At 67.7% G+C, this 12,132-nt stretch carries 10 protein-coding genes and 1 pseudogene; 2 read left to right on the plus strand and 9 right to left on the minus strand.

Translation table 11 applies throughout. From position 1 onward, the window contains the following. Positions 1-54: 54 nt before the first annotated feature. The 3 genes from istB to SSP08S_RS60540 form a co-directional block, all read right to left on the minus strand. On the minus strand, positions 55-825 hold the full coding sequence (istB, locus tag SSP08S_RS53895; protein WP_019075939.1) for an IS21-like element helper ATPase IstB: 771 nt from the start codon (positions 823-825) through the stop codon (positions 55-57). Further along, on the minus strand, positions 822-2,174 hold the full coding sequence (gene istA / locus SSP08S_RS53900) for an IS21 family transposase (protein ID WP_439654613.1): 1,353 nt from the start codon (positions 2,172-2,174) through the stop codon (positions 822-824). Before istA ends, istB begins: the two co-directional genes overlap by 4 nt. A 235-nt stretch (positions 2,175-2,409) precedes the next feature. Next, complete coding sequence (locus SSP08S_RS60540) at positions 2,410-3,987, minus strand: ISL3 family transposase (protein WP_102133607.1); 1,578 nt, start codon at positions 3,985-3,987, stop codon at positions 2,410-2,412. A gap of 138 nt (positions 3,988-4,125) precedes the next feature. Between SSP08S_RS60540 and SSP08S_RS60940 the strand changes: the two genes are divergently transcribed. Beyond that, entirely contained in the window at positions 4,126-4,326 is a 201-nt protein-coding gene (locus tag SSP08S_RS60940; RefSeq protein ID WP_086022088.1) for a hypothetical protein, read from the plus strand. 169 nt (positions 4,327-4,495) lie between these two features. Here SSP08S_RS60940 and SSP08S_RS53915 read toward each other — a convergent pair whose 3' ends face one another. The 6 genes and pseudogenes from SSP08S_RS53915 to SSP08S_RS57930 all read right to left on the minus strand — a co-directional run. Then, positions 4,496-5,068, minus strand: a complete 573-nt coding sequence (locus tag SSP08S_RS53915) for a hypothetical protein (protein ID WP_019075943.1) — start codon at positions 5,066-5,068, stop codon at positions 4,496-4,498. Further along, complete coding sequence (locus tag SSP08S_RS53920) at positions 5,068-7,563, minus strand: DnaB-like helicase C-terminal domain-containing protein (RefSeq protein ID WP_026179627.1); 2,496 nt, start codon at positions 7,561-7,563, stop codon at positions 5,068-5,070. The genes SSP08S_RS53915 and SSP08S_RS53920 overlap by 1 nt, the downstream gene beginning before the upstream one ends. Positions 7,564-7,681: 118 nt before the next feature. After that, a complete protein-coding gene (locus SSP08S_RS64390) occupies positions 7,682-7,810 on the minus strand; it encodes a hypothetical protein (protein WP_281176184.1) in 129 nt (42 codons plus the stop codon). Positions 7,811-8,275: 465 nt separating this feature from the next. Beyond that, positions 8,276-9,520 (minus strand): IS256 family transposase, encoded by a 1,245-nt coding sequence (locus SSP08S_RS53925; RefSeq protein WP_026179628.1) that lies wholly within the window; start codon positions 9,518-9,520, stop codon positions 8,276-8,278. A gap of 449 nt (positions 9,521-9,969) precedes the next feature. After that, on the minus strand, positions 9,970-10,815 hold the full coding sequence (locus tag SSP08S_RS53930) for an IS5 family transposase (RefSeq protein WP_019075946.1): 846 nt from the start codon (positions 10,813-10,815) through the stop codon (positions 9,970-9,972). 426 nt (positions 10,816-11,241) lie between these two features. After that, a pseudogene (locus SSP08S_RS57930) lies at positions 11,242-11,680 on the minus strand (HTTM domain-containing protein); the annotation flags it as partial. Between SSP08S_RS57930 and SSP08S_RS62385 the strand changes: the two are divergent. Continuing rightward, a complete protein-coding gene (locus SSP08S_RS62385; RefSeq protein ID WP_162473546.1) occupies positions 11,567-11,842 on the plus strand; it encodes a hypothetical protein in 276 nt (91 codons plus the stop codon). The pseudogene SSP08S_RS57930 and the gene SSP08S_RS62385 overlap by 114 nt on opposite strands. Positions 11,843-12,132: the final 290 nt, after the last annotated feature.

Genomic DNA, 12,132 nt, shown 5'->3' on the forward strand with positions numbered 1-12,132 from the left:
TGTCGGCGTACTCTCCGATGCGACCGGGCCGGTACGTTTGAATGCGGCCAGTGGTCAGGCCACGTTGGTGTCCCGTTCGATGGCCTTGAGGCGGTTCTTGAGCCGGTAGCTGGGGCCGTTGATCGCGACGACGTCGCAGTGGTGCAGGAGCCGGTCGAGGATCGCGGTGGCGAGGACCTCGTCGCCGAACACCTGCCCCCATTCGCTGAACGTCTTGTTCGAGGTCAGGATGATCGAGCCCTTCTCGTATCGCTTCGAGATCACCTGGAAGACCAGGTTCGCCTCGGCGCGTTCGAGGGGCTGGTAGCCGACCTCATCGACCACGAGAACGCCGGGCCGCAGGTAGGAGCCGAGTTTGCTCGTCAGCCGGCCCGCCGCCTCGGCAGCCTTCAGGTTGCGGACCATGTCGTCCAGGGTGGTGAAGTAGACCGAGAACCCGGCCCGGCAGGCCGCGACTGCCAGGGCGACCGCGATGTGCGTCTTGCCCACCCCGGGCGGACCCAGCAGGGCCGCGTTGGCCTTGGCCTCGACGAACGAGAGGGTGGCCATGTCCTTGATCTTGCGCGGGTCGAGGTCGGGCTGGAACGAGAAGTCGTAGTCGTCCAGCGTCTTGTGGTGCGGCAGCTTCGAGAACAGCAGAGACCGGCGGAAGCGGCGGTCGTCGCGGACCGCGAGTTCCTCGGACAGCACCAGGTCGAGGAAGTCGAGATAGCCGAGCTTGCCCTCCTCGGCCCGGCGGGCCAACTGGTCCAGACCGTCGGCGAGATGGGGCAGGCCGAGCTTGGTGGCCGTGGTGCGGATGCGGTTGCCGGTCAGCTCGCTCAAGACGATTCCTTGCTCTGGGGGCGGGAGTTGAAGGGCCGGGTGCCGGTGAGTTCGTCATAGACCGACAGCGGCCGGCGACCGACCTCGATCCGGGTGGCCGCGGCCCTGTTGAGCAGGGCTTGAAGCGGTCCGGTGCCCTGCCCGGAGGCGGCGTCCCGCTGCGGCGGGGAGAAGGACACCTCGGTCGTGGTCCGCCGGTTGTTCCCCTCGGGCAGCCCACTCCAGTGGCTCTCCTCCACGACGCGGACACCACGGCCAACAGCCCTTGCATGGACGGCCAGCAGACTGTCACTGTCGGCATCCGCAGTGGTCGAGTGCAGGCTGATCTGCGACCTGGTGGCGCGGATCTCCACCAGCTGGCGGGGGCGGACCTTGCGGGCCGGGACGGAGTAGAGGTTGCCGTCGAAGGCGACGAGGCAGTCCTTGCCGACATGCCGCAGCTGCCGTTCGGCCACCAGATACGGAGTGGGCGGCAGCGGCTTGAGGGCCGCGTGGTCGCGGGCGGCCCGGTGTCCGATGACCTCGTGGTGGGTGGCATGGGTGCGGGCGCGTCGCTGCGGAACCCAGGCCATGAACGCGGCGTCCATCTCCTCGACGGAGGAGAAGGCCCGTCCGGCGAGCACGTGGTCGCGGACGATCAGGACCTGGCGCTCGACCCGGCCCTTGCCGGTGGGCCGGTAGGCGGCCAGCACGTCGATGTCGAAGTCGTAATGGCCGGCGAAGCCCACCGCTTCCGGATGCAGCGGGACCGCTTCACCGGGCGCGACATGCCGGCGGACGACGGTCTTGGTGCGGTCGTAGACGATCGACATCGGCACCCCGCCGTAGTGGGCAAATGCCCGCCGGTGGCAGTCGAAGAAGGTCTGAAGGTCCTGGCTGGTGGTGAAGCAGCAGAACGGGTCGCGGGAGTACGACAGGGTCATGTGGAACGAATAGACCTTCGGGATGCCCAGGTGGGCGAGGACGCTTCCTTCGTCACCCCAGTCGACCTGGGCCTGGGCCCCGGGCACCACCTCGAAGCGGCGGTGCATGCCCGCCAACTCCCTTGGTGCGATACCCAGTTCCTCGGCGACCCGCGGACGGGCCTCCTGCAGATAGAGCTTGATGCGCTGGTAGTTGATGGTGGAGCCGTAGTCCTTCACCAGGCGCTCGTGCACCACCGCACCCTTGATGAGGATCTCCGCCCGCAGCATCGCGTCGATCAGCGGGGCGACCTCGTCCACCGCCTTCTTGCGCGGCAGGCCGTCCGACACCCTCCGCGGCGGCGCGGCCGGGGCCTGCCCGGACAGATACTTGCGGACCGTCTTCCGGTTCAGGCCCGTCTCCTTGGCGACCTCCGTCAAAGTCACCGCACCGGACTCGAACAAAGCGCGGAAACGCCGGAGCTCCAACCAGCGTTGCGGGTCCAAGACCATCGTCAGCTACCCTCCGCCGCCCCTCACCAACCAGCAGCAGAGTGCCGAGCAACAGGACTCACCACATCAACAAGCGGCCCTTTTCACTCGTACGTGACTGGCCGCGTTCACGGCCCTGGCAAGATTTTCGTGAAGTAGGGGTGTGCCTCCGTGCGCCGGTGACGCTCCGTCACGGGTAGCGGCGTCGGAGGTGGGCCATGAGAATGACTCGGTGGCGGAGCAGCGGAACGCCCGCGCGGCCCGCCATGATCCTTTTCTGGAGTTTCAGGTCCGTGATGCGGCCTTCGTTGACGCCGGAGTTGAACGGGGTGGTGATGCCCTGCACGACTGCGGGCTGGTCCTCGCGAAGGGCCTTGGCCAGGCTGACCAGCGCTGGGAGGCGGGAGGCCGCGAGTTCGCCGAGCCAGCCGGGCAGAGGGGCGGCGTCGCCGGCGTCGAGCATGGCCGCGAACTGCCGTACCAGATCGTGGGCTTGGCTCAGTTCCGGGCAGTGCGCAAGCAGTCGCCGGAGTGCCTCGGTGGCGTGCAGGCCGCGTCGAGTCGGTGTGATGGTGATCCACCGGGCGACCTGGCGGGGTGAGGGCGGCCGCTCGCGCGGCGTGTCGATCGGCAGCCCGCGACGCAGCGGCGCGATGGCCATCTTGACCCGTTGGTAGTGGCCCAAGTAGCCCTTGGCGACGATCTCCTGGTGCAGCACGGTCGCGGTGTGCTCGCCCTCCTCCCAGCGCTGCCGCAAGTACTCCAGATATGGGTCGAGGCTCGTGGAGCGGCGGGGCGGAGTGCGCCGTATGCACTCCTGCCAAGAGGCCGCGCGCGCGTACTTGGCCACGGTGCGCCGGTTCAGGCCCAGCTCACGGCCGATCGCGCTGAGCGAGCGGCCGGTGCCGGAAACAGCGTGCACTGCCTCGAACAGCCGCTTGGCGTGTCGGCGAGCAGGGGTATCAGCCGCTTCGGACCGTTCTGCCAACGGTGCTGGAGCGGCCGGTTCGGAGTCGGGTACTGCGGCGGACAGGCAGCCGCGGTGGGCGGCGGCGATGTCCGAGACCCGTTTCGACAGCCCCTGCCAGAGGTGAAAACGATCGCTGACCTGCACCGCGTTCGGGGCCCCGTCGTTGATGCCCTGCCGGTAGACCAGCGAGCCGTCCCGGCACACCACCTCGACGCCGGGATGCGTCCGCAGCCAGGCCGCCAACTGCTCGGCATCGCGTCCGGCCCACAATTCGATCGGCAACCGCGTGTCGGCATCCACCAGCAGCGTGCCGTAGGCGTCGGCGTACAGCGCGAAGTCATCCACGCCCAGCACCCGCGGGGTTCCAACCGACGGCACCCGCAAACGCATCAGCTGGAACAGCACACTCGTCCGCGACAGCGGCACCTTCAAGATCTGCAGGAGTCGGGCGCCGCCCCGGCCGGCGAGCAACACCCCCGCCATCTCGACCAGGTGCTGCAGCAACGGGCTGCGACGCTGATAGCGCACTGTCACGCCTTCCACCTGCTCGGCGAACGTCCGCCGATCGCAGCTTGGACTGTCACAGAACAACCGCCGCACCGACAGCCCGATCAGGACCGGGCGGTCACCGACCGCGACATCGGCCAACGTGCGGACATAGCGGCTGTGCACCCGCGCCGACTCACCACCGCAGCCCGGACAGCCCACCCTCAACTCGCGAGTACGGGCAGCGATGCGGACCACACCGCCCGTCGACCACACCCGTTCCACCCGCACCGCATTCAGGTGCGGAGCCACTGTTTGTACGAGGTCATCACACTCGACGACACTGCCGCTACCCGTGACGGAGCGTCACCGGCGCACGGAGGCACACCCCTACTTCACGAAAATCTTGCCAGGGCCGCGTTCACGTGTACGCCGACAGGGATGCCAGAGATGGATCTAGAAGCGGTACGGGCAGCATTGCGTGCCCACCACCCGACGGCTGTGCTGGAGTTGCCCGAGCGGCAGTGGCTGGACGCCAAGGGCGCCCCGTACGAGCTACGCAATCCGCACGCGGTCGAGGAACTCGCCAAGGACGTCGCGGCGTTCGCCAACGGAGGCGGCGGCGGGTGGAGCCAAATGGCGCCGCCCTAGCCAGAGTGGATCGCGGCATCCGTGCCGGAGCCTCCGGGCAACTATCCGCCCCAGCAGCCGGGTATCCGCACGACACCGCACGTTCGCGGCTGCCTCTGCTGGCACGATGATCAGTGGTAACGCGGGCCGTTCAGGGCTGGTGCTCATACGCGGGTTCCCTTCTGGCGTGCTACCTGAGTTCCACCGAGTAGCTACTGCCGTCGAAGGTCCATCCGTCGGTGCCTTCACCGATGTCCGCCACGATGACGTCGTCGATGAAGTGATCCTCGAAGCCGGTGTCGGTGAGCTCGCCGGCCATCCAGAGTTCCCCGATTGCGTCCCAGTCGCCCCGGCTCCCGTCGATCCGCAGGGGCGCGGCGGCGCGTGTTCCGCGTTCGCGGCGGTCGGTTCCGGTGGTGACGTAGCCGCTGATCTCCCACTGGCCGCCCTTGACGTGGTCGGGGATCGGGTCGGCGGGGAGGGTCGCGACGTTCTCGTACGCGGTGTGGATGAGGTCCCGGTAGCCGCGGCGGACGTTGTACTCGGGATCGGACAGCCAGTTGAGGAGCGTCTTGGCGGTGACGTCGAGGCCGGCCTCGTCCAGGGCGTGGTAGCCGCGGTGGGTTGCGGTGAGCTGGGAGAGCTGGGCGTGCCAGTGCTTGGCGGTGTAGGACGACAGCCGGTGGCGGGGCGTGACCTGGGCGCGCAGGAGGTCGCCCAGAGCGGCGCCGAGGGAGTCGCCGCGTCCGGTGGGCCCGGCCATCAGTCGTCACCCTCGCGGATCAGCTCGCCCGCCTGGATGAACTTGGCCTTGACCTCGCCGAAACCGGTCCCAATCCGGTAGGTGGCGGGCGGTGTGTCCTCGGGTGTCCAGAAGACGGCCGCATCCACGTTGCGCAGTGCGATGAGGGTGTGGCCGGCCTGGACCGCCTTGAAGGCCGCCATCCAGTGACGGACGGATGCCTCCGCGACCATGCTCATGCGCCAGTCCGGCCTCCAGAACGGGGACCGCTGTTCCTGCCGCTTGGGCCACAGCAGACGCAGCGCGATCGACAGCCGGGTCTTGTATGCCTTGTAGGGTTCGCCGCCGGCCTGGACGAGTTCGGTGCGCGCTGTGCGGGTGGCCTCGTAGAACGGTTTGAACAGTGACTCGTTGGCCTTGCCCGTCCACGAGTCGTGGATGGCCGGCATGGCGGCGAGGTGCTCTTCTCGCACGAGCCTCGCGAGCTGCTTGATGTGGGGGGTGGTGACCCACACGCGGCCCTGCTCGTCGGGCCGGTCGATGATCCGCCCCAGGGGATGCGGCATGTCGGTGCGCGGCCACTGCGGGATGTCGATGAGGTAGATGCCGGCGCCGGCCTTGTCGAACGCCTCCAGGGGCCCGGTGTGCAGCAGCTTGTTCGGGGCGAGAGGGACGGCGGAACAGGCGGACGGGTAGGAGCCGTTGCGGTCGATCAGGCACATCACGCCCGCGCCGAAGGAGTCGGGCACGTCGAGCTGGTCTCGCCGGACCCGCTTCCCGTTCTCCCGGAGGAAGGGCACGCGCGTACTGGTGACGTCGGGGTGAACCCAGCGCGGTTCGCCGTCCATGTGCTCACTGATCAGCGGCCACGGACCGCTCTCCCGTGCCTCGATGCCGATGACCGGAATGGGGTGCATCTTCGAGCGGCCGACAGCGTCCTTGAGGATCTTCAACGCCGGGAAGACCGCTGTCTCCGGCTCGTCCTCCTCATCCCCTGGCTGAAGTTCCACTCCCCCGTCTGTGTCGTCTTCGTCATCCTGCCCGTGCCCACTGCTGCCCGCGGCGTACTGAACGGCGACGTCGGACTGCTCGGTGGCATCGGCGGGCGCGGTGGTGGTGTAGGCGTTCAGCGCGGCGGCGAGGCGGCGTCCCTCGTCGGTGTCCGGAAGGTGGGGCGGCGCAGCGGCGATCTCGGCGAGCGGTGACCCGAGGTCGTCCAGGGCGTCCTGGTCACCGTTGGCAAGTGCGGTGCGCAGCGCGGCCAGGACGTGGGTGACGGCGGCGGGCAGTCCCTTGCGGGCGCCGGAGGTGTAGGGAAGCGCGGCCTCGGCCAACTCCCGCTCCACGGCGCTGCCCGGAGGCCGCGCGGGTTCTTCACCGGTCGCACGGGCGGCGGGTGCAGTACCGGCGTCGAGGAAGCGGGCGTGCAGCAGGTCGGGACTCAGGTATGCCGAGCCGATCGCGCCGAAGTCCCGCTCCGCTACCGTCACCTGGCCCCTGGCCGGGTCCTCGGTGGGCGTGAGCGTCAGTGTGATGTCGGCGTCGAGGAGTCCCAGGAGGGTGGGGTCGTCGCTGTCGACGATGGCGAGGACCGGCACGTGCAGGGTGCGCGCGAGCGTGGCCAGGACCTGGGAGGCTTCCGGGAGACGGTCCCCGGACAGCGGCAGGCGGGCGCTGGGGGCGGCCTGGAGGCGGTCCACGACCACGAGGGCCAGGCCCTCCATGTGCGGGGCGGTCTCGGCGATGTCTGCGGCGGTCAGGTCGCTGCCGTCGTCGATCATCAGGAGGTCGCCCGCCTGGACCAACTGGTGGGCAACCTGCTGCTCGTGCTCGGTGAGGCGGCCCTGCTTCAGACGCGGGTAGTCGCCCCCGGTCTCCGCAGAGACGATCCGGCGGAAGATGTCGTCCCGGTTGGGTCCCGACGCCGCGTACAGGACCGTACGGCGGTCCACGAGCGCGCTCTGCCGCGCGGCGGCAAGACCCAGCAGGCTTCCGCCGACGTTCGGGGCCGCCGCCACCAGCGTCAGCCGGCCCGGCTGCAGACCACCCGTCGCGGCATCCAGCCCGGGCAGCCCGAACAGGGGGCCTGCGGCAGGGCCGGAGGTGAGCACGGACATGGCATCGCCGAGCGTGGCGAGCCTGCGCGGCGCACTGCCGCGGTCCTGAGTGTGTGGACTGTTCACCGCACCTCCTGAGGGCACCACGCCCTGCGCGGCCGTGTCGGACGGGACGGCACCCGCGCCGGCAACGGGGAGCAGTACCGCGACGGGCGTCGTGTTGCGCCGCAGCACCTGCGGCTCGCCCTGAGCTGCCCGCGTGATGAGATCACCGAAGTCCTTCTGCGCCGCACTCAGGACGTGGGACGGGAACGCGCCGGACTGCCGGGCCGCCGGAAACCGGGCCAGCGGCACCAGCAGAGCGTGATCGTCCCGCTTGCGGATCAGCGTCGAGACCCCGTCCTCCTCGGCACGCTTCACCAGGGCGAAAAGCTCCGTACGAGCCTCGCTCGCATTCACCGCGGCCTCTCCGCGTGACAGATCCACTCACCCTCCCACAACACCCAACTCCCCACCACGGTAGCAACATTCACTCACTCACTTGATAAGACTCACACTTTTCACCTGAAGACTTCACTCACTTGCCCGACTCCGCGAGCTGCAACAGCCCGTCCCGTACAAGACACGACAGGATGTCCTCGGCCTCGCCGACCGTGGCGTGCCGACTCGCGGCACGCCGACGTGTCCGGGGCAGACGTCCTCGCACTCCCACACCTTGATCGGATGCACCACGGCAAGGGGCACGATCCTCGGAAGAGCCGGCCGGACTTGTTGCGGTGCTGTCCCACGCGGCATCACCCAACACCCGTAAACGCCACACGGGGTCGCGTCCCGCCGTGCGGTGTAGCCGCGATCACGGCGAAGACGCAGGTCGCACGCACCATCAAGCGTCTCGGCACTCGCGGACCCTGACTCACCATCAGATTGGGGATCGTGTCACTGCGACCGGTACGGAGGTCACGGCCCTGGACTTGGCGAACGTCGCATCACGATCGATAGTGCAGGCCCTTGGGCGGCCTTGACTGATGCACCGTCAGATCCTCGTGGCAAGCGGGGATTGAATCCTGCCCACGACCTGGGCTTTCGCCGTGATCGGCGCTACACCACTTGGTGGGACACCATCCCATACGGTCTGCCCCTCTCCTGGGTCATGTCCCGCGGGGTGGTGTAGTCACGGCAGCCGTTTCGGTTCCGGTTGTGTGGTGATCTGCGGTTCGGGTTCGGTTGGCTTGGTGGTGAGGAGTTCGGCCATGGAGGCTTCGGAGAGGTAGCGGCGGTCGAAGACCTGCCATTCGTCGTGGAGTTCGGCCAGCACTGCGGCGGCGAGCCGGTCCAGGGCGGCGGGGTTGGGGAAGACCTGGACGACGTCGGCCCGCCGTTTGATCTCCCGGTTCAGCCGCTCCAGCGGGTTGGTCGACCAGATCTTCTTCCAGTGCGCCGGCGGGAAGTCCGCGAACGCGGTGATGTCGGTTGCGGCGTCCAGCAGCATCTTCTTGACCTGCGGGAACTGCCGTCCGAGCATGTCGGCGACCACGTTCAGCTGGGTGCGGACCTGCTCGCCGGTGGTCTGCGCGAAGATCGTGCGGATGGTGGCGGCGACCATCTCTCCGGAGCCCCTCTCGATCACCGAGAACACGTCCCGGACGAAGTGGACCCGGCATCGTTGCCAGGCCGCACCGAGGAAGACGGTGCGGATCGCGGCCACCAGGCCGCTGTGGCTGTCGGAGATGACCAGTTGGACGTTGTCCAGGCCGCGGGCCCGCAGCGAGCGCAGGAACTTCGTCCAGAACGGTTTCGACTCGCTGTCGCCGACCATCAGGCCGAGGATCTCGCGGTGCCCGGTGGCGGAGATGCCGGTGGCGATGACCACGGCCTGCGAGGCGATCCGGTGGTTCACCCTGGCCTTGCAGTAGGTGGCGTCCAGGAAGACGTAGGGGAAGACGGTGTGGTCCAGCGGCCGTTCCTTGAACGCGGTCAGTTCCTCGTCCAGTTCGCCGCAGATGCGGGAGACCTCGGACTTGGAGATCCCGCTGTCCGCACCCAGTGCTTTGACCAGGTCATCGACCGAGCGGGTCGAGACCCCGTGCACGTAGGCCTCCATCACCACGGCGAACAGCGCCCGGTCGATGCGCCGCCGGCGTTCCAGCAGCGAGGGGAAGAACGACCCGCTCCGCATCTTGGGGATCTTCAGATCGAGGTCGCCGGCCTGCGTGGTCAGCAGCCTCTCGCGGTGTCCGTTGCGCCAGGTCGTGCGTGTCTCGGTGTGCTCACGCGGCCCGGCACCGATCACATCGGTGGCCTCGGCCTCGATCAGTTCCTGCAGAATGCGCTCGCACACCACCCTGATTGCTTCAACTCCCTCGGCCCGACGTAGTGACTCCAGCAGCCGCATCAGCTCAGACTGGGATAAGGCCATCGCGTGCTCCTCCGGTTGAACTGCCCGTTCACCAGGGAGACTTGCGCGATGGCCTGCCCTTGTTCAGGGAGCATGCACCGCCAGCAGATGCACGCCCCGGGCAGACACCCGCGCGTTCCGGGACCGTGCCCGGCTACACCACCTCATGGGACGCGATCCTCTCCTGCCGACCACCCAGAACATGCCGCCGGAGAGCCCTCACCGTCCCGTCGAGGCATCTCACCGCGATCGGCCGGCGCGTTCACTCCTGCGGCGGCATCGCGTTTTGTCACAAACCTGCTTCCCCCGTCTCCCGCAGGCCCCTGCTTGAGCCGCTGAGCAGCGTGTTCCAGGTACGGCGGTCGGATTCCGGTGTGTTCGGGATGGCCTGATCGTCTCTCTGCGCAGCCGTATTTCGCTGCCGGGCGTCCCCGATTGTCAGAGGACGTTCCGGTTGAAGACGAGATAGTTCACGGGTTGTGCCAAGTTATGAGCGTTTCGCCCGTCGCTCGTTTCGCGAGGTCGGAGATCATCGCGAGGCGGATCATGCTCTCGGAGTGCGCTGGTTTGGCCTCGTAGTAGCGGGCGAGGCGACAGTGCATCATGATCCACCCGAAACGCCGTTCCACGACCCAGCGCCGCGGGATCACGGAAAAGCCTTTGACCTGCTCGTTCCGTGGAACGACGTCGACGTCGATGCCGAGCAAGGCGCCGTGCTCGATCGCCTTCTTCTTGTAGCCGGTGTCGACCCACGCCTTGCTGATGGTGGGGTGGTCGGCGGCGACGCGGGTGAAGAGCTGGATACCGGCCGCACTGTCCGAGACGCTGGCGGCGGTCACCATGACCAGCAGTAACAGGCCGAGAGTGTCGACGACGATGCTGCGTTTGCGGCCGACGATCTTCTTGCCGGCGTCGGTGCCTTGGGTGTCGCTGGGTACGTTGGTCGCGGTTTTGACACTCTGGGCGTCAATGACGCAGGCAGTGGGTTCGGCGGTGCGTCCTGCCTGCTCACGGACCATCCGGTGCAGGTGGAGGCCGAGTTTCTCGATGGTGCCGTCGGCGGTCCAGGCGCTGAAGTAGCCGAACACGGTGGTGTGCGGCGGGAAGTCATGGGGCAGGTAGCGCCAGGGGACGCCGGTCCTCTTGAGGAAGAGGATCGCGTTCATGACTTCCCGCAGGTCAGTGACCTTTCCCCCGAGGTTGAGCGAGGTCTTCTGCCGCTCGGCCCGCCAGGCCGTCAACATTGGCTCGATCAATGCCCAGCGGGCATCGGACAGATCGCTCAGGTACGGCTGGCGCCGCTGCGAGGAGGTCATGGGGATACTCATGCACGAGGACCACACCCGGGCATATCGCTCGTTCGAGCGAGGCAAAAGCCGTCCTTCAGAAGGTATTCGAACCGGACAGGAGCGATCGGCCTGAACCGTGGCGAAATGCGAGATCAGCCCCGACGCGACCGAGGACGCAAACTACCTGTTCGCCTGTACGCCGTGAATTCCGGCGGGAGCGAACCTCCATGAAACGTCACAAAGGTGACGCGAACGTGCTCTCAGGGCCCCTGCTCGTCCCGAGTGGCGGGCTGACAATCCAGACCAGCTCATTGTGACGCCAACTCGGCAGGAGCTCATCGAGGCCGAAGCATGACCCGTTGCCAGTGGGTCAGGGGCACCTGTCTGCTCTGCCGTCGCTCCGATCACACCGTCATGCGAGGGTTGTTCAAGTCCGGCTTGGCGGTCGGGCCCTCAGCGGCTCGGTGGTGCGGACTGCGGCGGCACGCGTGCTGGTTCTCCGCTCGGCGGAGCCACCGTCTTCCAGACGTCCGACCGCCTGCTCGTGCGCGGCCACAGTCGTCCCAGTGACTGGTAGAAGCGGTCCGGCAGGAACACGGCGTCCGCGACGATCATCGCGCCGGAGAAGAGTGGCAGCCCCATGAGGACGGCGATGCCCAGGTGCATGCCCAGCAGCATGGTCAGGACCGGGTACTTGAGCCGTCCGAACAGGACGAACGGGAAGGCGACCTGAAGCAGCACCGTCAGGTAGCAGGCAGGCTACGGCGATCAGCAGGTCGTGCTCGTCCACCATCACGGAGAGCTCGGGCCAGGGGCGGAACAGGTCGAGGTTCAGGACGTAGTGGAGGGCGGTCCCGTTGCCCCAGGAGCCGCCCTGCACCTTGTAGAGGCCGGGCTGGACGCGTGGTTCTTCGACACCGAGCTGCTTCTGCTCGTCGAGCACAACGGACTGTGCATCCACGAGGTCCCGGTCGACTGGCCGCAGGCGGAAAACAGCTGCTACCAGCACAAGTTGGTGCACCACCTGGCCGTCGCGCGGCACCTCGGCCCGTAGGTGCCGTGAATGCCGTCGACCTACCGTGCGCCGACCACGCGTCCTAGCTCAGCTCGAACCAGCGGCTGCTGTGTGCGTGCTGACTGCGTTTAGCAGAACCGCTCGTCGAGCGCGGTAAAGAACCCGCGCAACATGTCTGGCGCGCTGTCGCCCATGAGTTCATGGCCTCCGAACCCGAAGAACTCGTAACCGCGCAGTCGAAAAACTCGGTCCTACGCCATCATCTCGCCGTACAGCTGCGTTGAGGGCCTTCTGTGGTCATCGGGGCCAACCGAGTAGCAGAAAAGCCG

The organism is Streptomyces hokutonensis (assembly GCF_000376565.1).
GTDB classification, from domain to species: Bacteria; Actinomycetota; Actinomycetes; order Streptomycetales; family Streptomycetaceae; genus Streptomyces; species Streptomyces hokutonensis.

What these genes read in the sequence shown, in the direction of transcription:
- SSP08S_RS53925 (WP_026179628.1), bottom strand. Translation starts at nt 9,520, where the DNA reads ATGGCCTTATCCCAGTCTGAGCTGATGCGGCTGCTGGAGTCACTACGT.
- SSP08S_RS53915 (WP_019075943.1), bottom strand. Translation starts at nt 5,068, where the DNA reads ATGGCCGGGCCCACCGGACGCGGCGACTCCCTCGGCGCCGCTCTGGGC.
- SSP08S_RS53930 (WP_019075946.1), bottom strand. Translation starts at nt 10,815, where the DNA reads ATGACCTCCTCGCAGCGGCGCCAGCCGTACCTGAGCGATCTGTCCGAT.
- SSP08S_RS60940 (WP_086022088.1), top strand. Translation starts at nt 4,126, where the DNA reads ATGGATCTAGAAGCGGTACGGGCAGCATTGCGTGCCCACCACCCGACG.